Origin of the sequence: Phenylobacterium sp., assembly GCF_030651185.1 — a bacterium.
GTDB lineage: Bacteria > Pseudomonadota > Alphaproteobacteria > Caulobacterales > Caulobacteraceae > Phenylobacterium.
This window is the reverse complement of the sequence record NZ_JAUSCJ010000022.1, coordinates 416,552-439,625: the sequence shown is the minus strand read 5'-3', so window position 1 is coordinate 439,625 and position 23,074 is coordinate 416,552. Positions and strand designations below refer to the sequence as shown.

The window sequence follows — 23,074 nt, the reverse complement described above, 5'->3', positions numbered from 1 at the left end:
CGTCATCCCGGTCGCAGCGAAGCGGACAGCCGGGAGGCAGGGGCCGCGTTCAAACCCCCTGGGTCCCGGGTCTCCCTGCGGTCGCCCGGGATGACCTAGGTATTGCTACCCGAACAGCGCCTTCTGGAATGCATCGGCCGCCTTCAAGGCCGCCTTGGGTCCCAGCACGCTGACGGCGGCCTTGCCGGGCGCCAGCAGCGACGCGCCCAGCCGCGCCAGGTCACCCGCCTCGACGGCGTCGATCTGCTCGGCGATCTCGGCGGTGGACAGCAGGCGGCCAAACAGCAGCACCTGGCCGGCGGCCTGCTCGGTGCGCGACTGCAGCGACTCGCGCGCCATGAACAGACCGGCCTTCAGTTGGGCCTTGGCGCGGGCCAGTTCAGCGGGTTCGACGCCCTGGGCCAGGCCCTGGATTTCGCCGGCCGCCACCTTGGCCAGTTCCGCGGCGTCCTTGGCCGCGCAGCCGGCGAACACGCCGAGTACGCCGGTGTCGGCATAGGTCTCGGAATAGGCGTCCACGGCATAGGCCAGGCCGCGCTTCTCGCGGGCCTCCTGGAACAGCCGCGAGGCCATGCCGCCGCCGAGGATCTCGGCGAACAGCCGCAGAGCGAAATAGTCGTCATGGCGAACGCCGACGGCGGGCAGCAGGAAGACCAGGTTGGCCTGCTCCAGCGACTTCGACACCGTCTGCGTCCCGCCGGTGAAGACGCCCGGCGCGGCGTCGGTGATCGGCTTGCCGACCGCCCCGCCGAAGTCGCGCTCGGCGAGCTTCAGCACCTCGTCCTCGGTGACCGCGCCCGAGGCCGAGAAGATCAGGGTCTCCGGGGCGTAGAGCGCCGCGCGCCAGTCGGCGAGAGTCTCCTGGGTGGCGGGCGCGATGGAGGCGTCGGTGCCGAGGATCGACCGGCCCAGCGCCTGGTCGCGGAAGGCCGCGCCCTGGGCCATCTCGAACACCACGTCGTCGGGAGTGTCGGTGGCCTCGGCGATCTCCTGCCCCACCACCTGTTTCTCGCGGGTGAGATCGGTGGGCTCGATCGCCGGCCGCTGGATCAGGTCGGCCAGCACCGCCGAGCCAAGGTCGAGGCCGCCGGCCAGGGCGCGGATCTGGAAGCTGGTGCGCTCATAGCCGGTGGCCGCGTTGATGGAGCCGCCCTGGGCCTCCACCACCTCGACGATCTCCCGGGCCGAGCGATCTCCGGCCCCCTTGAACACCATGTGCTCAAGAAGGTGCGACCAGCCCGACCGGGCCTCGTCCTCGAACCGCGCGCCGCGGCCGGCGACGACGGACAGGGCCACGGTTTCAAGTCCCGGGACCGGGTCGCAGACGACGCGGACGCCGTTGGAGAGGGTGTGCAGGGTGGCCAGGATCAGCTTTCCGCGAAGGCCTGAACGTAGGCCTTGATGGTTTCGGCGTCGGCCGGCAGCCGGTCGAAGCGCTCCGGCTTGCCCGCCAGGTTCTGGGCGCTGCGCGGCATCACCGGGGTCTCGCCGCAGGCGGCGCTGACGGCTTCCGGGAACTTGGCGGCGTGGGCCGTCGACAGCACCACGATGGGATCGGTGATCTCACGGGCCCGGCGGAAAGCGGCCATGCCCACGGCGGTGTGCGGATCGATCAGCTCGCCGGTCTCGTTCAGGGTGGCGACGATGGAGCCGCTGGTCTCGCGCTCGTTGATCGTCACGCCCACGAAGGTCTCGCGCATCATGGCCAGGGCGCCCGGCGGGATGTCGATCACCCCGGTGTCGCCGAAGGCCTTGAAGGCCCGCGCGGTCTCGACGCCGTCGCGGCGGACGGCCTCGTAGTACAGCCGCTCGAAATTGGAGGCCGACTGGATGTCCATGGCCGGCGACTGGGTCTGGGCCACCGCGCCGCGGCTGTAGCGGCCGTCCTGGAAGGCGCGCGCCAGGATGTCGTTGGAGTTGGTGGCCACGATGATCTTGGAGATCGGCAGGCCCATGCGCTTGGCCATGAAGCCCGCGAAGCCGTCGCCGAAATTGCCCGACGGCACGGCGAAGGCCACCGGTCGGTGCGGCGCGCCCAGCGCGACGGCGCTGGTGAAGTAGTAGACCGCCTGGGCGACGATGCGGGCGAAGTTGATGGAGTTTACCGCCGACAGGCCCACCGACTGCTTCAGGCTCTGATCGCCCAGCGCGTTCTTCAGGATCGCCTGGCAGTCGTCGAAGGTGCCCGAGACCGCCACGCAGCGGACGTTGTCCTCGGCCGCCGTGGTCATGAAGCGGCGCTGCACCTCGCTGATGCGGCCGTCCGGGAACATGGCCACGATGCGGGTGTTGGCGCGGCCGCGGAAGGCCTCCACCGCCGCCCCGCCGGTGTCGCCCGAGGTGGCGCAGAGGATGGTCTGGGTGCGGTTCTGGGCCGACAGCACGTGGTCGCTCAGCCGGGCCAGCAGCTGCATCGCAACATCTTTGAAGGCCAGACTCGGGCCATGAAACAGCTCGGCCATGAACCCGCCCGGATAGAGCTGCTTCACCGGCACCACGGCGGCGTGGGTGAAGGTGCCGTAGGCCTCGGCGCACATCTCGGCCAGGGTCTCCCGCGGAATCTCGTCGCCGACGAAGCGGGTCAGAATCTCGGTGGCCACATGGGCATAGGGCTTGCCGGCGAAGGCGGCGAGCTCGCTGTGGGTCAGGCTCGGCCATTCCTCCGGAACATAGAGGCCGCCGTCGGGCGCCAGGCCCGCCAGGATCGCATCGACAAAGCCGACCGAGGGCGACTGCCCCCGCGTAGAAACGTACCGCATCAAGCCTTCCACCATCGCCAGAGCATGGCGGCATAGACGGCGACCAAGGCCCCCGCAAGGCCGAACCAGGTCAGGGCGTATTCGAGATGGCGGTTGGGGATTTCCGCCGGGAGCGGCTCGGGCTTCAGGGCCTGCCAGCCGGGGTTGGAGCTGGTCTCCGCCGCCAGGATGATCGGCGCGGGGCTAGGCGCATTCAGGCGCGCGGCCATGGCGGGGATATCGCGCGAGTACCAGTGATTGCCTTCAAGGTCGTTGGGCGGGGTCACGAAGGTCGCCTTGTCCGGCGCGCGCAGCACCCCCACCAGGGCGACCGGGGTCTTGTCGTCGGAGTTCACCGGCGGCCGCACCGAAATGATGTCGGCGACGAACCCGCGGTCCACCAGGATGGTGCGGTACCGGGCGCTCCGCACCGCGCAGGCCGAGATCAGCCGCAGGCCGGCGCCGCTCTCGCGAACCGAATAGAGCTCGAGATAGGGGGCCGCGCCGAGGCCCGGACAGTCCACCGTCACCCGGATGAAATCGCCCTGCCCGCCATCGGCCAGGCTGTCGAGGACGGGGCCAAGCGGACGGGCCGGGGCGGCCTGCAGGGCCGCGACGCGCGCCAGCAGGTCGCTCTTCCAGGCCAGGCGCTGCATCTGCCAGGCGCCCAGCCAGACCAGGATGGCGGCCGCGATGAGAGTGGGGATGGTCAGGCCGAGGGGAAAGGCCTTGCGGGAGGGTGTGTCAGTGCTCGCCGTCATGCCGCGCCTCGGAGGCCTTGTTGGCGAACTGCGCGGCCAGCATCACGCCCTTGAAGGGACGCAGCAGGCCCAGACAGAGGAAGAGGGTGATGGGCAGCCAGATCACCATCGTCAGCCAGATCGGCGGATCGAAGGCGAACTGGGTGTAGAGCGCGCCGAAGCAGGCGAGGAACCCGGCGATCAGGATCACGAAGACCGCGGGCCCATCGCCGGAGTCGGCCTTGGCCAGATCGTAGCCGCACGCCTCGCAGCGTGCGGCCACCTTCAGGAAGCCCGAGAAGAGAGGTCCTTCTCCGCAGTTGGGACAGCGGCCCGCAAGCCCCGCCAGCAGCGGATTGTGACTACTCATCGGATTAGTGGGCGCCCGCCGCTCCGCCGAACACGACGTAGATGAAGGCGAACAGGAACAGCCAGACCACGTCCACGAAGTGCCAGTACCAGGCGGCGGCCTCGAAGCCGAAGTGCTGCTTGGGGGTGAGGCCCGTGCCCATCATGCGGATCAGGCAGACCGCGAGGAAGATGGTGCCGATCAGCACGTGGAAGCCGTGGAAGCCCGTGGCCATGAAGAAGGAGGAGCCGTAGAGGCCGGCGTTGGTGGCCGCTTCGCTGAAGAAGTACTTATGCTCCAGGATGTGGTGGTACTCGTAGGCCTGGATGGCGGTGAAGATCGCGCCCAGCACGATGGTCAGGGCCAGGCCAATCTTCGCGCCCTTACGGTCGCCGGTCTGCAGGGCGTGGTGGCTCCAGGTGACGGTGGTGCCCGAGAGCAGCAGGGTCAGGGTGTTGACCAGGGGCAGGTTCCAGGCCGGGACCAGCTCGACGCCGGCCGGCGGCCAGGTGGCCCAGGCGGTGCGGACTTCCTCGATGGAGGACAGCGTGCGCGCCTCGTGGAACAGGGCCATCTCGAAGAAGATCCAGAACCAGGCCACGAAGAACATCACTTCCGAAGCGATGAACATGATCATGCCGTAGCGCAGCCCGATGGCCACGACCGGGGTGTGGTCGCCGGCATTGGCTTCCTTCACCACGTCCATCCACCAGCCGAGCATGGTGTAGAGCACGCCGGCGAAGCCCGCGTAGAAGACCCACGGCGTGCCCTCGGGAAGGCCGAACAGGCCCTTCATCCAGATCACGCCGCCCAGCGCCATCACCGTCGCGGAGATGGACCCGACGAGGGGCCAGGGGCTGGGATTCACCAGATGGTAGTCGTGCTTGACGTCGCCGGCAGACATAGTCGGTCCTAACCCCTCTCAAATCTCAAAGCCGTGGGCGCCTCTCCGCGTCCCACAACCGTCCTAGAACGTGACAGCCGAAAGTGGGAACCGGTTTCGGCGCCCGTCACGTTCTAACTTTAATCGCCGCCCTTGCTTCACGGAAGCAAAGGCATTGGCGGAGGCTATAGCCCCGCGTTGGTGTGTCCGCCAAGGGCCGAAGGAACCTTGGCCTGCGATGCATCGGCGCGCCGGCTCGCCTTCTCCGCGTCGACGGACGGGAAGAAGGTGTAGGACAGCGTCACCTCGGGCTTGCCCTTGGTCTCGAAATCGTCGGCGTATTTCGGGTCGACGAAGTAAACCACGGGAAACTCGATGGTTTCTCCGGCCGCGATGGTCTGGTCGGAGAAGCAGAAGCATTCCAGCTTCTGGAAATAGGCGCCGGCCGACTCCGGCACGACATTGTACATGGCCCGGCCGGTCATCGGCGCCGAGCCGTTATTGGTGACCTTGAAATAGGCCAGCCCGGTCTCGCCGATTCGCACGCTCTGGCTGGTCTGCTCGGCCTTGAAGGTCCAGGGCAGCGCCCGGACATTGGTGTCGAAGCGGATCAGCAGCTGGCGGTCCAGGACGGTGTCGGGGGCGGCCTCGGCCTTGCGCACCACGCCGTCGAAGCCAGTGAGCTGGCAGAAGGCCTTGTAGAGCGGGACCGAGGCGTAGGCCGCGCCCACCATGCCGAGGAACCCGATGGCGCAGATGGCGCCCAGGTTGCGGTTGCGACGGGCCTGGGGGGAAAGCTGCGGCTTAGCCATTGGCGGTGCTGGCGCCCAGGCGCACGATGGTGACCACGAAGACCAGCACCATGAACAGCGCCAGGCCAAGCGCCAGGGCGATGTTGCGGCCGCGGCGCGCCTTGGCGTCGACCGGACCTTCGTTCTGCGGGTCGCTCATCAAAAACCTCCGAAGACGGGCAGGTCGAGGAGATGCTCGGCCAGCAGGGTGGCGAAAAGCAGGGTCAGGTAGAGGATCGAGAAGGCGAACAGGTTGCGCGCGTCCTTGGCCGCCGCCTTCACGTCATAGAGGCCGTCGTCCTGGCGCGGATCGGCGGCGTCACCGGCCCGGCTCTTGAATACCCGCCAGGCCAGGACCAGGAAGATCAGGCCCCCGCCGGCGGCCACCGCCAGATAGGTCATGCCCCCCAGGCCGGTGAAGGCCGGGACCAGGCAGAGCGGCGTGAACAGCAGGCTGTAGATAAGGATCTGCTTGCGGGTCGACTTGGCGCCGGCCACCACCGGCATCATCGGCACGCCGGCCTTTTCGTAGTCCTCGCTGGTGTAGAGCGAGAGCGCCCAGAAGTGGGGCGGGGTCCACATGAAGATGATGGCGCACAGCAGCCAGGCGTTGAACGGGACCGTGCCGGTGGCCGCGGCCCAGCCGATGACCGGCGGCAGGGCGCCGGCCAGGCCGCCGATGACGATGTTCTGCGGCGTCGAGCGCTTCAGCCACATCGTGTAGACCACGGCGTAGAAGACAATGGTGAAGGCCAGCAGGCCGGCCGCCAGCCAGTTCACGGTCATGCCCAGCAGCATGATGGAGAACATCGACAGCACGATCCCCAGCGCCAGGGCGTCGGCGCCCTGCACCCGCCCGGCCGGCACCGGGCGGCCACGGGTACGCCGCATCTTGGCGTCTATGTCGGCGTCGAACCACATGTTCAGCGAGGCCGAGGCCCCGGCGCCGACGGCGATGCAGAGGATGGCGATGGCCCCCAGGATCGGATTGATCGGGGCTTCCGCGCACACCATGCCGGTGATGGCGGTGAACACCACCAGCGACATCACGCGCGGCTTGAGCAGTTGCAGGAAATCCTGCCAGCGCGCGGGGGCGCGGCTCGTGGGAAGGGCTGACGACATCGTCATGGTTCTACTCTCATACGTCGAAGGGCGCGCGCCGGATCGTTCCAGCCCGCGCCCCTCTGAAGTCTTTGGTGAGCGCGGCGCCTCAGTGCGCGTCGGGCTTGATCACCGGCAGTTCGCTGAACTGGTGGAACGGCGGCGGCGAGGACAGGGTCCACTCCAGCGTCGTGGCGCCTTCGCCCCAGGGATTGGCCTCACCCTTGCGGCGCGAGATGGCGGCTTCAGCGAGCAGCACCAGGAAGACCAGCACACCGAACGCCGTGACGGCGTAGCCGATGGAGGAAACCTGGTTCCAGAGGGTGAAGGCCTCGGGATAGTCCACGTACCGGCGGGGCATGCCCTGCAGGCCGAGGAAGTGCTGCGGGAAGAAGATCAGGTTCACGCCCACGAAGGTGATCCAGAAGTGGGTGGCGCCCAGCCACTCGCGGTACTTCACGCCCCAGATCTTCTCGAACCAGTAGTAGAAGCCCGCGAAGATGCCGAACACGGCGCCGAGGCTCAGCACGTAGTGGAAGTGGGCCACGACGTAATAGGTGTCGTGCAGGCTGTAGTCGACGCCCGCATTGGCCAGCACCACGCCGGTGACGCCGCCGACGGTGAACAGGAAGATGAAGCCCATCGCCCAGAGCATGGGCGTCTTGAAGTCGATGGAGCCGCCCCACATCGTGGCGATCCAGGAGAACACCTTCACCCCGGTCGGCACGGCGATGACCATGGTGGCGGCCACGAAGTAGGCGCGCAGATTGATGGTCATCCCCACGGTGTACATGTGGTGGGCCCACACGACGAAGCCGATGAAGCCGATGGCCACCATGGCGTAGGCCATGGCGAGGTAACCGAAGACGGGCTTCTTGGAGAAGGTCGAGACGATGTGGCTGATCATGCCGAAGGCCGGCAGGATCAGGATGTACACTTCCGGGTGCCCGAAGAACCAGAACAGGTGCTGGTACATGACCGGGTCGCCGCCGCCGGCGGCGTCGAAGAAGTGGGTGTTAAAGTTGCGGTCGGTCAGCAGCATGGTGATCGCGCCGGCCAGGACAGGCAGCGAGAGCAGCAGCAGGAACACCGTCACCAGGATCGACCAGACGAACAGCGGCATGCGGTGCAGGGTCATGCCCGGCGCGCGCATGTTGAAGATCGTGGTGATGAAGTTGATGGCGCCGAGGATGGAGCTGGCGCCGGCCAGGTGGACCGAGAGAATGGCGCAATCCATGGCCGGACCGGTGTGGCCCGTGGTGGAGAGCGGCGGATACAGGGTCCAGCCGCCGCCGAAGCCCTTGCCCGGGCCGCCGTCGACGAACATCGAGACCAGCAGCATCACCCAGGCCGCCACCAGCAGCCAGAAGGAGATGTTGTTCATCCGCGGGAAGGCCATGTCCGGCGCACCGATCATCAGCGGCACGAACCAGTTGCCGAAGCCGCCGATCATGGCGGGCATGACCATGAAGAAGATCATGATCAGGGCGTGGGCGGTGACCACGGCGTTGTAGCCGTGCTTGGAGGCCTCGACGACGCCGAGACTGTCCAGCAGCGAGCCCGGACGGAAGACCTGGATCCCCGGCTCGAACAGCTCCCAGCGGATCAGACCCGAGAGAGCGCCGCCCACCAGACCCGCCATGATGGCGAAGATCAGGTAGAGCGTGCCGATGTCCTTGTGGTTCGTCGACAGGAACCAGCGGGTGAAGAACCCGGGAATGTGCTGGTCGTGATCGTCGTGATGATCGTGAGCGGCGGCGTTTGCCATCGTACGCGTGTCCTAGATCATTGCGCGGCCGGCGCCGGAGCGGGCGCGGGCGGCGTGGAAGTCGGCGTCGCCGCGGCCGGAGCCGGCGCGGCGGGATTGGTCGGCGAGGCGGGGGCCGGCGCGGTGGCCGAGACCGGAACCGCGGCGTCCGCAGCGGCCGGGGCCGCGGCAGGCGCGGCGCCGACGGCCGAGCCGCCCTTGCTGGCGACCCAGGCGTCGAAATCAACCTGGCTCAGGACGTGGACCTCGATCGGCATGAAGGCGTGATCGACGCCGCACAGCTCGCGGCACTGGCCGTAATAGATGCCCGGGCGATCGGCCTTGAACCAGGTCTCGTTGACCCGGCCCGGAACCGCGTCGGTGATCACGCCGAAGGACGGAACCGCGAAGGCGTGGATCACGTCGGCGCCGGTGACCAGCACGCGGACCACCTGGTTGACCGGGACCACCAGGGGCTCGGTGGAGGCCAGCAGGTACGGGACCTTCTTGGCCTTGGCCTCGTCCTCGGGAAGGATGTTGGAGACGAATTCGCCGATCTTCTGGTCGGGGTACTCATAGCCCCAGTACCACTGATAGCCCGTGGCCTTCACGGTCATGTAGGGCTTGGGCATGTCGTGGTAGGCGAACAGCAGCTTGAAAGAGAAGATCGAGATGAACATCAGGATCAGGACCGGCAGCACGGTCCAGATGATCTCGATCGGCGTGTTGTGGCTCCACTTCGCCGGGATCGGGTTGGAACGCTTGTTGTAGCGCACCACGATCCAGATCAGCAGGCCCAGCACGAACAGGCAGATCGCCGTGATGATCGGCAGCAGGATGATGTCGTGGAAGAAGATGGCGTCAGCCCGCAGCGGGGTGACCCCCGGCTGCAGATTGATCGCGCCGGGCGTGGGCTGGCCCACGAGCTCCTCAGCCGCCAGGGCGCTGGCGCCCCAGAACGCTGTCATTGCGCCCGCAGCGGCGCCTGCCGCCAGCGCTCGCATACCTTGAAACCTCGACTTCATGTCCCCTCGGTCTGCTTGGCCGGCCGCGCCTCGCCGAAACGATCGCCCCCGCCCGCCGTCATAGAGGAACGCGCCCCGCAAACTCACGCGGCCCGGCCCTTCGACGGGGTGCATACGCGCTCGCCGTGGCCTTGCCAAGGATGATTGAGGCGAATCAAGGCCGGGTTTGACGGCCGTCGCCGGCTGGGGTGACGCCCCCCCGCACGAAGGCTTGATTTCCGTCTGGGCCTGCGACCTTCGGACGATGTGACGCACCTGGCCGCGACCGCCGTTCGGCGAATGGGCGCCTGGCCCCGCAAGGGCCCCGGAATGGCGCGCAGGCGCGGTTTGGGGTGACGATCGCCCCGCGAGCCCCTATCTCTGAAGCCAAGTCAGTCAAGGCAATGCGCTCATGAACGCCCACTCCCCCGCTCCCTCGATCCTGGATTCCGCCGGCGTGTCCCCCGAACGGGCGCGCGAAATCCTGGGAGACGCGCTGCAGGGCGCCGACGATGGGGAGTTGTTCGTCGAGCGCTCCGAGAGCGAATCGTTCCTGTTCGACGACGGGCGGCTGAAATCGGCGGCCTATGATTCGTCGGAGGGCTTCGGCCTGCGGGTGGTGGCGGGCGAGACCGCCGGCTACTCCCACTCCAGCGAGATCTCCGAGGCCTCGATCCGCCGGGCGGCGGCCTCGGCCTCCCTGGCCAAACGCGGCTATGCCGGTGTCTCCGGGTCCGATGAAGCCCCGCGCGCCACCAACACCAAGCTCTACGGCGAGGATGATCCCACCGCCTCTCCCGCCTTCTCCGAGAAGGTCGCCCTGCTGCAGGAGATCGATGCCTGGTGCCGGGCCCGCGACCCCCGCGTGGTCCAGGTCATGGCCTCGATGTCGGGCGAGCGCCGCACGGTGGAGATCCTGCGGGCCGATGGCCGGCTGATCCGCGACGTGCGCCCGCTCTCGCGCATCAATGTCCAGGTCACGGTGGAAAAGGACGGCCGCCGCGAGAACGGCTTCACCGGCGCCGGCGGCCGCGCGGGCTTCGAGAACTGGATCAGCGCCGCCAACTGGCAGGAGCAGGCCGAGGAAGCCCTGCGCCAGGCCCTGACCAACCTCGACGCCGTCCCCTGCCCCGCCGGCGAGATGGATGTCGTCCTGGGCGCCGGCTGGAACGGCATCTTGCTGCACGAGGCCGTCGGCCACGGCCTGGAGGGCGACTTCAACCGCAAGGGCACCTCGGCCTTCGCTGGCCGCATCGGCGAGCAGGTGGCCGCCCGCGGCGTCACGGTCTTCGACGACGGCTCCCTGCCGGGCCGCCGCGGCTCGCTCACCGTCGACGACGAGGGTACGCCCACCGAACGCACCGTGCTGATCGAGGACGGCATCCTGGTGGGCTACATGCACGACCGCATGAGCGCCCGGCTGATGGGCATGAAGGCCGGCGGCAACGGACGCCGCCAGTCCTACGCCCACATGCCGATGCCGCGGATGACCAATACCGGCATGGACAACGGCAAGACCGACACCCCGCGCGCCGAGATGATCGAGGCCACCAAGCGCGGCCTCTACTGCGCCAACTTCGGCGGCGGGCAGGTGGACATCACCAATGGCAAGTTCGTCTTCCAATGCACCGAGGCCTACCTGATCGAGGACGGCAAGATCACCAGCCCGGTGAAGGGCGCCACCCTGATCGGCGACGGTCCCTCGGCGCTCACCCGCGTCACCATGATCGGCAACGACTTCGATTTCGACCCCGGCGTCGGCGTGTGCGGCAAGTCGGGCCAGAGCGTGCCGGTCGGCGTCGGCCAGCCCTCGCTGAAGATCACCGGCCTCACCGTGGGCGGCACCAGCGTCTGACGCTCGCCAGGATGCCGGCGAATTCACACAACGCCGGTTGACATTGCAGACTACGATTGTAATTTCCTCGTGAATTACAGGCGTAGTTCTCGCGGGCCCGCGAACCTTTCGGCGATTTAATCCAGGTTACGGGCATTTAATTGGCGTGACTCCCTGGGCGCAGGCCACTTGCGCGGGCACTTGGGGAGCCGTCACATGATACATGCCTTGAGCTTGGCCGCCGTCCTCGCGGCCGCGGTCCCGACCCTCGCCCTGGCGCAGGCCCAGCCCACTACCCAGGGCGTGATCAGCTATCCGCCGGCCTATTTCGCCGAGCAGCGGCCCTCCACCGCCCTCGACATGGTCCAGCGCCTGCCCGGCTTCTCCATCGACGGCGGCGACGACGTGCGCGGCTTTGAGGGCGCGGCCGCCAACGTCCTGATCGATGGCGCGCGGCCCACCTCCAAGACCGACGACATCGAGGAAATCCTGCGCCGCATCCCCGCCGCCCAGGTGGACCACGTCGAGCTGATCCGCGGCGGCGCGCCGGGCATCGACATGCAGGGCAAGTCGATCCTGGCCAATGTGGTCAAGGTGAAGGGATCGGGCTTCCAGGGACTGATCCAGATGGCCAACAACCATGTCATAGACGACGGCCGTAACCGCTGGGGCGTACGCCTGGAGGGGTCCGGGCAGGCGGGCCCGGGCTCATGGGAAGGCAGCTTGCGTTACGGCCAGGGCCTGGACGATGGCGCAGGGCCTGGCCCGCATACCCGTCTGGCGGCGAACGGGACGCCCCTCATCCTTTCGGAGATCGACAGCCACGGCGCGGGCGCAGCCTGGGTCGGCACAGCGGCCTACGAGACCCCTTTCGCCGGCGGCAAGCTGCGGGTCAACGTCCGGGGCTTCTGGAACTGGTACGACTACAATCAACTGGACTGGATACGCTTCCCGGCGCCGGCCCTGGAGTCCCGCCACTACAGCGACGACGAGTACCAGGCCGAGTTCGGCGGCCGCTACGAGCGGGGCCTAGGCGCCAGGACAAACCTGGAGCTGGTGGGCCTGCAGAAGCTGGCCGGCCATGACATCGTGTCGCCCTTCCGCTCGACCGGCTCCAACTCCGACTTCTTCCTCGATCAGAAGACCAGCGAGACCATCGGCCGGGCCGTGCTGAAGTTCCGCCAGAGCGACAGCCTATCCTTCGAGGCCGGCGGCGAGGGCGCCCTGAACATCCTGGAGAGCGAGACTGACATCCTCGCCAACGGCGTCCCCGTGGACCTGCCCGCCGCCGACGTGAAGGTGACCGAGAAGCGTGGCGAGGTGTTCGGCAAGGCCGTCTGGAAGCCCTTCGCCAGCCTGACCCTTGAGGGTGGGCTGCGATATGAAGGCACGGACCTGTCTTCCGGGGGCGACGTCAGCCTCGAGAAGACCCTCTATTTCGCCAAGCCGCGCTTCGCCGCCACCTGGGCGCCCGACGCCAAGACCCAGGTCCGCTTCCGCTACGAGCGGATGGTGGGCCAACTCGACTTCGCCGACTTCGTGGCCGACTCTTCCCCCAACCGCGGCGGCCTGGCGGTGGGCAACCCCGACCTCTCGCCGGAACAGGCCTGGGTTACCGAAGCCGCCATCGAGCGCCGCTTCTGGACCAAGGGCGCCGTCGTGCTGACCGTACGCCACTCCAAGCTCACCGACGTCATCGACCGGGCGCCTATCTTCGCCGGCGGCGCCTATTTCGACGCCCCCAGCAATATCGGCGACGGGACCAAGGACGAATTGATCCTCAACGCCACCCTGCCCCTGGACGCCATCCTGAAGGGCGCCCAGCTGCGCGGCGAATCCACCTGGCGCCGCTCGGAGGTCGAGGACCCCACCACCCACGAGGACCGGGAGATTTCCAACCTGCGCCCCCTGGAATGGGAGGCCCACTTCACCCATGACCTGCCGCAGTACCGCACCAGCTGGGGGGTCGACGTCTACGGCGCCTGGCGCCAGACCTCCTACCGGTTCGACGAGATCTACACCGACAAGCTCAAGACCTATGTGATTGTCTTCGCCGAGTGGAAACCCAGGCCGGACCTGACCGTGCGCACGGAACTCGGCAACGCCACGGAGCGTGGCTTCCGACACATCGACACGGGCTATGGCGGCCCGCGCAACACCTCCCCCATCGCCTACATCGACGACAGCGACATCCAGTTTGGCCGCACCCTCCTACTGCGGATCCGCAAGACCTTCTGACACGGCGCGGACATGAAAAAGGCCGGACGCCCGGGCGTCCGGCCTTCGTCATGTTTGGAGATCGGGCCTACAGTTCCGGCTTGGCCGAGGCTTCGACCCCGTGCGCCCAGCCGCGGACCAGGAAGCTGATCAGCACGAAGAACACCCCGCACCCGACGCCGGCCCAGCCAAGCTTGGTGAAGCCGTCCATCGAGGCCACGAAGGCCGCCTGCGGATCGAGAACCTGGCCGCCGATGCTCTCGGTGCCCATCAGGCCAGCGATCTTGCCGCCGACGAACTGGGCGATGGAGGAGGACAGGAACCACACCGCCATCATGAAGCTGACCACCGAGGGCAGCGACAGCTTGGTGATTTCCGACAGACCCACGGGCGACAGGAAGAGCTCGCCGGTGGTGTGCAGCAGGTAGAGGAAGCCCAGCAGCATCAGCGGCACCCGGAAGCTGTTGTCGGCCAGCCCCGCGCCCCAGACCACCACCAGGAAGCCGAAGCCCACCTGTAGCAGGCCCAAGCCGAACTTCATGGTCGGGTTCAGGTCGAGGTTTCTGCGGGCCAGATAGGCCCACAGCGCCGCGAAGATCGGGGCGAAGATCAGAATAAAGCCGGCGTTGAACGACTGGGTCTGGGCCGCCCCGATGGTGGAGTCGATGAAGAAGTCGCTGGCCGGGTTCAGGCCGATGGCCGCGATCTGCTCGGGCGTCCCGATGGGGATGCCGAGGAAGGTCACCGCTTGGCGGGTGATGGTCATGTCGACATTGGTGGAGGCGAACAGGTTCAGCGAGGTGCCGGCCTGTTCGAACAGGGTGAAGAACACCACCGCCCCGAAGATCAGGATCACCGCCAGCATCATCCGCTGACGCTCCACCCAGGTCTTGCAGGCGAAGATCAAGATCCAGCCGATCGCCGCCAGGGAGGCGACGATGGAGACCGAGAGCGCCAGGCCCACGATGTCATTGTGCGGCACCAGCAGCCAGACCAGGCCCACGCCGAGGATGGAGGCGCCGTAGATCAGCCATTCGCGGTTGATGGGCCCCAGGACGGGCTTGGCCAGCAGTTCGGGGTTCGGCGGCTCGCCCTTGCCCTCCAGATGCTTCTTGCCCAGCACGAAGACCACGAAGCCCGCGGCCATGCCGACGCCGGCCAGGCCAAAGCCCGCCCACCAGCCCACCGTCTGGCCAAGCAGGCCACACAGGATCGAGGCCCAGAAGGCGCCGAGATTGATGCCGTAATAGTAGAGCGTGAAGCCGGAATCCCGCCGCGGATCGCCCTGCGGATAGAGCTGTCCGACGATGGTGGAGATGTTGGGCTTCAGGAAACCCACCCCCATGATGATCAGGGAGACCGCCAGGTAGAAGGCGTTCACGCCGCTCTGGTCCTGGGTGGTCTCCATCTTGAAGCTGTCCTTGGGCAGGACCTGCGGCAGCGGGCCGGCGTCGCCGAGGCCCTTGATCTCCAGGCCGCCGCCCTCGGCCGGCCCGAACTCATAGGGCTTGCCGGCGACGATCAGGTGCGCCTGACGGGTGTCGACGCGGCCGGTGGCGGCCACCTCGTAGCTCTGGCCCGCATAGACCAGGTTCTGGGTGGCGGGCTTGCCCTCATAGGCCATCATCCCGTGACCGGCCACCAGCAGCAGGGCGCCGAAGGCCACGGCCTTGCGAGTGCCCAGATAGCGGTCGGCCAGCAGGCCGCCCAGCAGCGGCAGCAGATAGACCAGGGCGGTATAGGACCCATACTGCGCCGAGGCCGTGGCCTGGTCGAACAGCAGGTGCTGGGTCAGGTAGAAGATCAGGATGCCGCGCATCCCGTAATAGGAGAAGCGCTCCCACATCTCGGCGAAGAACAGGATGATCAGCCCGCGTGGGTGGTTCCTGAGCAGCTGGAGGAGCACGGGCAGGCCGGTCACCAACGTGACGACGATCCCGAGCATGACAACGAGGTTCAACATGAAGTCGGTCTTCCAATCCTTGGGAGGCCGGCAGCTATCGGGGTTGTTTCACCCCCGCCGGGCTTGTTTGGCGCGAGAAGATCACGGCGAACTCGTCAGCACAAGCAAGCGGCCACCCCCTCCATGGCGCCCCTGGACCCAGGCCCCCATCTCAGGCGTTGAGTCTGCTCAAGGAGGCGCATCCCATGAAAATTCCCGGTCCCGACCACCCCATCACCATCAGCCCCGGCGAAGGCCGCTGGCGGGTGAAGTTCGCCGGCCACGTCATCGCCGATTCGGGCGACGCGGTGGTTCTGAAGGAGGCCGCCTACAAGCCGGCCATCTACTTCCCGCGCGAGGACGTCTCCATGGAGTACTTCTCCCGCACCGACCGCACGACCCACTGCCCCTACAAGGGCGACGCGGCCTATTACACGGTGCTGATGGACGGGGACTTCGCCGAGAACGGCGTCTGGACCTATGAGGAGCCCTTCCCGGCCATGGAGCAGATCCGCGGACGGCTGGCCTTCTATCCCGACAGGTTCGAAATCTACGCGGTGGACGACGACGCCGTCGACCCGACTCACGTCCACACCAAACGCCGCGCCATCGACGAGGCGGTCCAGCACACCGACTCAGGCTCCGGCGCCAGCCAGAAGGACCACTGGCCGGCCAACACCGATGATGGGCCAGGGGCGGAGCGAGTTTAGCGCCGGCCCACCTTTCCTCCCCTGTTCACGGGGGAGGGGGACCGCGCGAAGCGCTAGAATTCAACCGTCATCCCGGCCGCAGCGAAGCGGAGAGCCGGGACCCAGGGGCCGCATTCAATCCCCCTGGGTCCCGGGTCTCCCCTGTGGGTCGCCCGGGATGACGGGGGTTGTTTACGCCCGCAAGGGGAGAAAGGTGCGCGCTGCTAGTAAGCGAACGCCTCGAACACCTTGCTGGCGTCGCCGGCCCAGGGGCCGTTGTACAGCTCCAGCAGCCGTTCGGCCGGGGTCACGCCGCTGTCGGCGATCTCTTCCAGTTCGGTGAGATAGCCAGTCTCGTCGATCATGCCGCCGTTCAGGCGGTTGCGGTTCTTCAGGCCCGCTCGCGCGATCGCCACCATGTCGCGAGCGACGTCCTGCACGCTGCGGCCATTGACCTGCGCCTTCAGGCCGATGCGGGCGACGTCGGCGCGCAGGCGCTCGTGGTCGTCCACCGACCAGTCCTTGCAGAGGTCCCAGGCCGCGGCCAGGGCCGCCTGGTCGTAGAAGATCCCCGTCCACAGGGCCGGAAGGGCGCAGAGCCGGCCCCAGGGCCCGGCGTCGGCGCCGCGCATCTCCAGGTACTGCTTCAGGCGCACTTCCGGGAACAGGGTGGTGGTGTGGTCGGCCCAGTCCTTGAGGCTCGGACGCTGGCCCGGCATCTCCGGCAGCTCGCCGGCCATGAACTTGACGAAGGATTTGCCGGCCAGGTCGATGTACTTGCCGTCGCGCTTGGCGAAGTACATCGGCACGTTCATCGCATAGCGGGCATAGGTCTCGTAGGTGAACCCGTCCTCGAAGACGAAGCCCAGCATGCCGGTGCGGTCGGGATCGGTGTCGGTCCAGATGCGGGCGCGGCTGGAAAGCCAGCCCGACGGCTTGCCCTCCACGAAGGGCGAATTGGCGAACAGGGCTGTCACGATCGGCTGCAGCGCCAGGCTCACCCGGAACTTGGCGATCATGTCGGCCTCGGAGCCGAAGTCGAGATTGGCCTGCACCGTGCAGGTGCGGAACATCATGTCCAGGCCCAGACCGCCGACCTTGGGCATGTATTCCCGCATGATCTTGTAGCGGCCCTTGGGCATGACCGGCACCTCGTCACGCTTCCAGATCGGCGTGTGGCCAAGGCCCAGGAACCCCAGGCCCAGCTCGTCGGCCACGACCTTGACCTCCTGCAGGTGGGTCCCGGTCTCCTCGCAGATGTCGTGCATGGTCTCCAGCGGCGCGCCGGAAAGCTCGAACTGGCCGCCGGGCTCCAGGCTCACATTGGCCTTGCCGCGTTCCAGGGCGATGATGTGCTCGCCCTCATAGACGCCCTTCCAGCCAAAGCGGGTCAGGCCGTCCAGCAGCGCCTTGATGCCCTTGGGACCGTCATAGGCGACCGGCTCGTGGCTCCCCAGGCGGAACACGAACTTCTCGTGCTCGGCGCCCACCCGCCATTGGTCGGCCGGCTTCTCGCCTTCTTCGAACCAGTGGACCAGATCCTCGAACGTGAGGGGTCGGTCGTCGCCCAGGACGTCGGCCATATGTATCTCCCCAACCCACACAAACACGCCCAACGGGCATCGATCCCGAAGCGGCGGCGATCTTTACGCCGTTCACTCAGGTGGGCGCAATTCTTCAAAGCTCAAGAGGTTCGCCAGTCCCCCAGGGTCGCTTGCCACAGGGTCATGGCGCTGATGGCCGCGGTGTCGGCCCGCAGGATCCGGGGGCCGAGCGTCGCCGGGACCGTGAAATCGAGGCTGCGCAAGCCTTCGCGCTCGGCCGGAGAGAACCCGCCTTCGGGCCCGATCAGGATGCCCCATGGCGCGGAAGCCACATCGGAAAGCGCCTCGATCACCGGCTTGGCGTCGCCGGCCTCGTCGCAGAACAGCAGCCGACGGCCGCTCCAGTCCTTCAGCAGCCTGGCCAGCTTCACCGGTTCCAGGATTTCGGGCACGTCCAGGCGGCCGGTCTGCTCGGCGGCCTCCACGGCGATGGCCTGCAGCCGGTCCACCCGCACCCGGTCGGCGTTGGTCCGCTCGGTCAGCACCGGCCGCACCCGGCGCGCCCCCAGTTCGGCCGCCTTCTCGACGATGGTCTCCAGCCGCCCGCGCTTGACCACCGCGATCACCAGGTCGAGGTCTGGACCAAACGCCTGCGGCCGCTCCAGCCGGTCGGCCCGCAGAATCACCCGGCGCTTGCCGGTCTCGATGATGCTGGCCCGCCACTCCCCGTCGCGGCCGTTGAACACCAGCAGCTCGTCGCCCACGACCTGGCGCATCACCGCGGCCAGATAGCGGCTCTGCCCGTCGTCCAGCGGCAGGGCGAGGGTGGCGGCGAGATCGTGGGGCACGAAGAGGCGGATCATGGGAGGGTTCTAGGCCGCCAGACGCCGCTTTGAAAACCGCGCGCTTGCCGGCCTAGACCCGGAAGCGCAGCACCGGGCCGTTCCAGTCCTCGCTGACCACGTCGATCTCCTCGACCTCCGCATAGGCCGCCGCGACCTTGCGCCAGAACGGCAGGGCCCCGGTGTTGCGCCGCGCCACCGCCGCCTCCCAGAGCCCCGGATAGCGGGCGAGGATCGCCCGGGCCGCGGCCAGGCCGACCCCACCGCGCCGGTGCTTCCGCAGGATGAAGAACTCCGCGACGCTGCGGTCGATCGCCCGGCCCGAATGGCTGTGGGTGTTCAGCAAGGCGAAGCCCGCCAGATGGCCGCCGCGCCGGATCAGCAGCGGGACACGCTCCGGCTCAGCCCAATAGGCGTCCAGCGGATAGGCCTCGAATCGACCATCCGCCCCCACCTCCCCGCGCGCCTGGTCCGACCACTGCTCCGAGAAGTCGTGGACATAGAGCTGCATCAGGTTCTCGAGCGCCGCCCGCTCGTGCGGCTGGGCCAGGGTGATTTCAAGGTCGGACATCTGCCGCTCCCGCCAGCGATCAGCGGCCGATCATCATCGCCAGACGAGCGGCCATCAGTTTGAACATGAACCTTGGCGGATAGCCGGCGAAGCTGGGCAGGGGACCCGCGGGCCGGGTCGCGCCGGTCTTGATCCGCATCTGCAGCGGCGGCGCCTCTGGCCCCAGCCGGGCGCGGTACACCGAGAACCAGTGGCCCTTCTCGAAGTCCAGGAACATCGGGGTGTCGCAGCACGAGGCGATCACCCGGCGGGTCGGCGCCTCGGGAGAGAGCCGATGGTCGCGCAGCTGGTCCTGGCCTTTCACACACACCACCTGGTCCTTGCGGAAGAGGATGCAGGGCGTCCCCCCCTCCGCATCGCGCAGGTCGCCGGCGCCCTTGAGGCCTTCAAGCTGAGCCGCCGCCGCCCGGCAGTCGCTGCAATGGCAGGCCGCGCCCAGGATCGGCGGGCCGGAGACCCTGAATTCCACGGCCCCGCATTGGCACCGAAGGCGGGCGTCCGGGTTCGGCTTGGGCGTCATTCGCGTCTTTCGGGTTCACAAGACAGTCAGGCTTGCCGTGTTTGGCGTGGCAGGCAGGTCGGGTCCAGACCATCCTCCCGCCCCCTCTGATACGCAAACACCCTTGCGTTCTGGACTGATTGATCCAGAATGTCCACATGGCCCGCCCTCTGGAATTCGACCGCGACGCCGCCCTCGACCGGGCGATGCGGGTGTTCTGGCGCCAGGGCTATCAGGCCGCTTCCCTGCCCGACCTGCTCACCGCAATGGCGATCAGCCGCAGCAGCCTCTACGCCGCCTTCGGCGACAAGCGCGGCCTGATGGCCGAATGCCTGGACCTGTTCGCCGCCCGCACCCTGCAGATCCTGGCCCGCGCCCGCGCCGCCCAGCCGCCCCTGGAGGCCCTGCGCCAGTTCTTCGACCGCAGTGTCGTCGACCCGCCGGGCGGTCAGCCGGAGTGGGGCTGCCTGCTGGTGAACACCGTGCTGGAAATGGCCGACGTCGATGACGGGCTCAGCGCCCACGCCGCGACCCGGCTGGGCGAGGTTCAGGCCGGGTTCGAGGCCTGCCTGCGGGACGCCGGATGCCCGCCGGCCCAGGCCGACGAGTTGGCCGCCTTCCTGATGCTGGTCAACCAGGGCCTGCGGGTCTCCAGCCGCCGCGCCCAGCCCCTCCAGGCCCGCCGCGACCAGATCGCCACCACCTTCCGCGTCCTCAGCGCCGCCATCCCCACCGAGGTAGCCTCGACATGAAACCCGCCGTCCAGATCGAAGTCCTGCGCGAACTGATGACCCAGCTCGACGCGGGCGTGAACGCCGACGCCGGCGGGGTGATGTCCTGTCCCGCCAGCACCTACACCTGTCCCGACCTTGCCCAACGCGAATGGGAGACCTTCTTCCGGGGCCATCCGCAGATCGTCGGCATGACCGCCGACCTGCCCGAGCCGGGCAGCTTCATCACCTGCAACGACCTCGGCATCCCGATCCTGCTGACCCGGGACAAGGCGGGCCAGGTTCGCGCCTTCCTCAACTCCTGCCGCCATCGCGGGCCGATGGTGGAACAGGCGCGCCGGGGCCTGAAGTCGCGGTTCTCCTGCCCCTTCCACGCCTGGACCTATGACGCCACGGGCGCCCTGATCGGCGTGCCGCAGGAGGAACAGTTCGGAACCATCGACAAGAGCTGCCTGGGCCTGATCGAACTGCCGGCCGCCGAGCGGTTCGGCTTCCTGCTGGTCCATCCCGATCCGAAGGGGACGATCGACCCCGACGCCCTCTTCCAGGGCGTCGCCGACGATCTCCAGCACTGGGACTGGGGCCGCTATGTCCTGGCGCACGAACAGACCCTGGACATGAAGCTGAACTGGAAACTCGCCACCGACACCTTCGGCGAAACCTATCACTTCAAGCGCCTGCACAAGGACACCCTGGCCAACAACTTCCACGGCGACGTGCTGTCCTACCGCTCCTACCAGCGCAACCACCGCATGGTGCTCTGCCTGAAGGGGATCGACGAGCTGCGGGGCCAGCCCGAGGCCGACTGGACCATCGAGCAGGGCGGCTTCCCGGTCTATTTCCTGTTCCCCAATGTGGTGGTGAACGTCGGCAACAAGCGCATCGCCGTGGTGCGCGTCTATCCCGACCCGGAGAACCCCGGCCGCTCCATCTCGCAGATCAGCTATTATTTCGACCGTCAGATTCTGGCGGAAAATCCGGGGATGGCCATGCTGTTCGCCGAGGGCTTCACCGCCGTGGTGGCCGCCGAAGACTACGCCACCGCCGAGACCACCCAGCGCGCCCTGGCCGCCGGCCTGCAGGACCAGCTGCTGTTTGGCCGCAACGAGCCGCCCCTGCACCACTACCACAACACTTTCCGGCGAGCCCTGGGCATGGAACCGCTGCCGGTGGTCTAGACCCGGACGCCGACAGTGGGGGCCTCAAGACTTAACCGGCCGAACCTGACGCCCCACACAAGTCGTGTGCGTCCCCACTTTCGTTGGGCTCCGGGTCGGTCCAGGTGAGGGGGACTTTGATCTGGGAGAAGGCGTCGTCGTTCAGGCCGCGCTTCACCCGCTGCTGGTTCTCGTTGCACATGGGCGGGGGCTCCTAGTGGGACAGCAGCAGGAACATGCCCGATAGCAGACCCTCCCGACTTCCGAGAAGGGTGGGAAGCGCACATTGACCCAAGGAAGAATGAGCCTAATTTTCGGGTATGAAGGCGCTCACCTATTCTCTCGCGTTCGTATCGGCCGTCATGCTTACGGGGTGCGCTCATGCCCGTCAGTCCAGCTGCTCCGCCCCGCCCGGGGCTAGTGGCGAAATCGAGCAGACCGTCCACGCCTTTTTCGATGCGCTTCAGAAGGAAGATAAGGTCGCGTTCCAGCGCCTGACTACCGCTTCGTTTTACTCATTCGATGTTGGCAAGCGTTTCGCCGGGACCGAATTAGTAAACGTAGTGCGGGATGCTCACTCTCGAGGCGTGCAACTCAATTGGTCGGTAGGCCCATTAGACACAAAGCTCCGCTGCGAAGTGGCATGGTCCGCATGGGAGAACGTGGGCAGCGCCGGTATCCCACCTGACGTCCGACCTGTCCGCTGGCTAGAGTCCGCCGTACTGGTTCGTCAGGACGGGAGCTGGAAAATCGACTTTTTCCATTCGCAGCGCGCGGCTGAGAAATAATCCGTGCAAGTCTGCTAACGTCCCCAACGTCCCAGATGGGTCGGAACCTGCCTGAAGATCGACGCCCGGAAGCAGACGTTCCGGCTCGGTGCTGGATAGCAGACCCTCCGACGGGCGTTCAGGGGGGAGCGGACAATCGGCCGGGACCGGAACCTAACGAGGGGCGCCGTGTTTGTGGCAGATCAAGGATGCCGGGGACAGGTCGGTGAATACTGCGCTGAACGGATCTGCCTGATCCAGAAAGCCAAACGCCATGCCCATGTCCTTCAAGTCCCTGCTGCTCGCCGCCGCCCTCGGGTTGGGCGCCCCGGCCTACGCCGCCGAACAGCCTGCGCCACCCCACGACCACAGCCACGCGCCTGACCGGGCCGCCGCGCCAGCCACGCCCGCCGCGCCCGCCACGCCCGCCGCGAAGGGCGGCATGATGGCCAAAGGCGGGATGAAGGGGGGCATGATGGAGATGGCGCCTATGCATTGCATGGGCCTGTCCGAGCCGCGTCTGTCAGGTCTGAAGGCCGAGCTCAACATCACCGACCGGCAGCTCGGAGCGTGGAACACCTTTGCGGAGGCGGCGAAGGCCGATCCCCACCCAATGTCCGCCGGCATGACCATGCCGATGCCTATGAAGTCCGACGCCAAGCCGGCCGGCGACGGCATGATGGCGATGATGATGGCCAAGCCGCTCCCCGAACGCCTCGCACACCACGAAACGATGATGAAGGCGCACCTCAAGGCGCTCCACAAGTCCCGGACGGCGGTCGTGGGCCTCTACCGGGTCCTGACCCCCGAGCAGCGCGTCATGGCCGACAAAAGCCTCTGCGGCATGCCGTGACCGGCGAAGTCTCCGCCTGATTCAGACGAAGCTCCGTCGGGCAGCGGTTCATGGGATATTCCACCGCGCAACCGT

General features: G+C 67.4%; 21 protein-coding genes. 6 read left to right on the top strand and 15 right to left on the bottom strand.

Annotated features, from left to right (window positions below; all coding sequences use genetic code 11):
- Positions 1–105 precede the first annotated feature (105 nt).
- The 10 genes from Q7J39_RS11015 to coxB form a co-directional block, all read right to left on the bottom strand.
- Entirely contained in the window at positions 106–1,368 is a 1,263-nt protein-coding gene (locus tag Q7J39_RS11015; RefSeq protein WP_304825032.1) for a pitrilysin family protein, read from the bottom strand.
- Positions 1,368–2,759 (bottom strand): threonine synthase, encoded by a 1,392-nt coding sequence (thrC, locus tag Q7J39_RS11010; protein WP_304824320.1) that lies wholly within the window; start codon positions 2,757–2,759, stop codon positions 1,368–1,370. Before thrC ends, Q7J39_RS11015 begins: the two co-directional genes overlap by 1 nt.
- Positions 2,759–3,499, bottom strand: a complete 741-nt coding sequence (locus Q7J39_RS11005) for an SURF1 family protein (protein ID WP_304824317.1) — start codon at positions 3,497–3,499, stop codon at positions 2,759–2,761. Before Q7J39_RS11005 ends, thrC begins: the two co-directional genes overlap by 1 nt.
- Positions 3,483–3,848 (bottom strand): DUF983 domain-containing protein, encoded by a 366-nt coding sequence (locus Q7J39_RS11000; RefSeq protein ID WP_304824314.1) that lies wholly within the window; start codon positions 3,846–3,848, stop codon positions 3,483–3,485. The genes Q7J39_RS11005 and Q7J39_RS11000 overlap by 17 nt, the downstream gene beginning before the upstream one ends.
- 4 nt (positions 3,849–3,852) lie before the next feature.
- A complete protein-coding gene (locus Q7J39_RS10995; protein WP_304824311.1) occupies positions 3,853–4,731 on the bottom strand; it encodes a cytochrome c oxidase subunit 3 in 879 nt (292 codons plus the stop codon).
- Positions 4,732–4,895: 164 nt separating this feature from the next.
- Positions 4,896–5,522, bottom strand: coding sequence for a cytochrome c oxidase assembly protein (locus tag Q7J39_RS10990; protein WP_304824307.1), 627 nt, complete (start codon positions 5,520–5,522; stop codon positions 4,896–4,898).
- Positions 5,515–5,661 (bottom strand): hypothetical protein, encoded by a 147-nt coding sequence (locus Q7J39_RS10985; RefSeq protein ID WP_293493910.1) that lies wholly within the window; start codon positions 5,659–5,661, stop codon positions 5,515–5,517. Before Q7J39_RS10985 ends, Q7J39_RS10990 begins: the two co-directional genes overlap by 8 nt.
- Positions 5,661–6,629, bottom strand: a complete 969-nt coding sequence (gene cyoE, locus Q7J39_RS10980; protein WP_304824302.1) for a heme o synthase — start codon at positions 6,627–6,629, stop codon at positions 5,661–5,663. The genes Q7J39_RS10985 and cyoE overlap by 1 nt, the downstream gene beginning before the upstream one ends.
- An 82-nt stretch (positions 6,630–6,711) precedes the next feature.
- On the bottom strand, positions 6,712–8,370 hold the full coding sequence (gene ctaD / locus Q7J39_RS10975) for a cytochrome c oxidase subunit I (protein WP_304824299.1): 1,659 nt from the start codon (positions 8,368–8,370) through the stop codon (positions 6,712–6,714).
- Between the two features lie 17 nt (positions 8,371–8,387).
- The gene (gene coxB, locus Q7J39_RS10970) at positions 8,388–9,374 is read right to left on the bottom strand and encodes a cytochrome c oxidase subunit II (RefSeq protein WP_304824295.1); all 987 of its coding nucleotides are present in this window, start codon (positions 9,372–9,374) and stop codon (positions 8,388–8,390) included.
- Between the two features lie 391 nt (positions 9,375–9,765).
- On the opposite strand from coxB, the gene tldD reads away from it, so the two are divergent.
- Positions 9,766–11,208 carry a metalloprotease TldD gene (gene tldD / locus Q7J39_RS10965; RefSeq protein WP_304824292.1) on the top strand — a complete coding sequence of 481 codons (1,443 nt, stop codon included), beginning with the start codon at positions 9,766–9,768 and terminating at the stop codon, positions 11,206–11,208.
- Positions 11,209–11,403: 195 nt separating this feature from the next.
- Complete coding sequence (locus Q7J39_RS10960) at positions 11,404–13,425, top strand: TonB-dependent siderophore receptor (protein ID WP_304824289.1); 2,022 nt, start codon at positions 11,404–11,406, stop codon at positions 13,423–13,425.
- 67 nt (positions 13,426–13,492) lie between these two features.
- Here the strand turns inward: Q7J39_RS10960 and Q7J39_RS10955 are convergent, their stop codons facing one another.
- Complete coding sequence (locus Q7J39_RS10955) at positions 13,493–15,364, bottom strand: peptide MFS transporter (protein WP_304825029.1); 1,872 nt, start codon at positions 15,362–15,364, stop codon at positions 13,493–13,495.
- Between the two features lie 188 nt (positions 15,365–15,552).
- Between Q7J39_RS10955 and Q7J39_RS10950 the strand changes: the two genes are divergently transcribed.
- Positions 15,553–16,056 carry a DUF427 domain-containing protein gene (locus Q7J39_RS10950; RefSeq protein ID WP_304824286.1) on the top strand — a complete coding sequence of 168 codons (504 nt, stop codon included), beginning with the start codon at positions 15,553–15,555 and terminating at the stop codon, positions 16,054–16,056.
- Between the two features lie 203 nt (positions 16,057–16,259).
- Here Q7J39_RS10950 and Q7J39_RS10945 read toward each other — a convergent pair whose 3' ends face one another.
- The 4 genes from Q7J39_RS10945 to Q7J39_RS10930 form a co-directional block, all read right to left on the bottom strand.
- Positions 16,260–17,618 (bottom strand): glutamate--cysteine ligase, encoded by a 1,359-nt coding sequence (locus Q7J39_RS10945; RefSeq protein ID WP_304824283.1) that lies wholly within the window; start codon positions 17,616–17,618, stop codon positions 16,260–16,262.
- Between the two features lie 101 nt (positions 17,619–17,719).
- On the bottom strand, positions 17,720–18,442 hold the full coding sequence (locus Q7J39_RS10940) for a 16S rRNA (uracil(1498)-N(3))-methyltransferase (RefSeq protein ID WP_304824280.1): 723 nt from the start codon (positions 18,440–18,442) through the stop codon (positions 17,720–17,722).
- A gap of 52 nt (positions 18,443–18,494) precedes the next feature.
- Positions 18,495–18,992 carry a GNAT family N-acetyltransferase gene (locus tag Q7J39_RS10935; protein WP_304824277.1) on the bottom strand — a complete coding sequence of 166 codons (498 nt, stop codon included), beginning with the start codon at positions 18,990–18,992 and terminating at the stop codon, positions 18,495–18,497.
- Positions 18,993–19,011: 19 nt separating this feature from the next.
- Positions 19,012–19,512 carry a GFA family protein gene (locus Q7J39_RS10930; RefSeq protein ID WP_304824275.1) on the bottom strand — a complete coding sequence of 167 codons (501 nt, stop codon included), beginning with the start codon at positions 19,510–19,512 and terminating at the stop codon, positions 19,012–19,014.
- Between the two features lie 137 nt (positions 19,513–19,649).
- Between Q7J39_RS10930 and Q7J39_RS10925 the strand changes: the two genes are divergently transcribed.
- From Q7J39_RS10925 to Q7J39_RS10915, 3 genes are all read left to right on the top strand, one after another.
- Complete coding sequence (locus tag Q7J39_RS10925; protein WP_304824272.1) at positions 19,650–20,243, top strand: TetR/AcrR family transcriptional regulator; 594 nt, start codon at positions 19,650–19,652, stop codon at positions 20,241–20,243.
- Complete coding sequence (locus Q7J39_RS10920) at positions 20,240–21,400, top strand: aromatic ring-hydroxylating dioxygenase subunit alpha (RefSeq protein ID WP_304824269.1); 1,161 nt, start codon at positions 20,240–20,242, stop codon at positions 21,398–21,400. The genes Q7J39_RS10925 and Q7J39_RS10920 overlap by 4 nt, the downstream gene beginning before the upstream one ends.
- 1,020 nt (positions 21,401–22,420) lie before the next feature.
- Complete coding sequence (locus Q7J39_RS10915) at positions 22,421–22,999, top strand: Spy/CpxP family protein refolding chaperone (RefSeq protein WP_304824268.1); 579 nt, start codon at positions 22,421–22,423, stop codon at positions 22,997–22,999.
- The last annotated feature ends 75 nt before the right edge of the window (positions 23,000–23,074 follow it).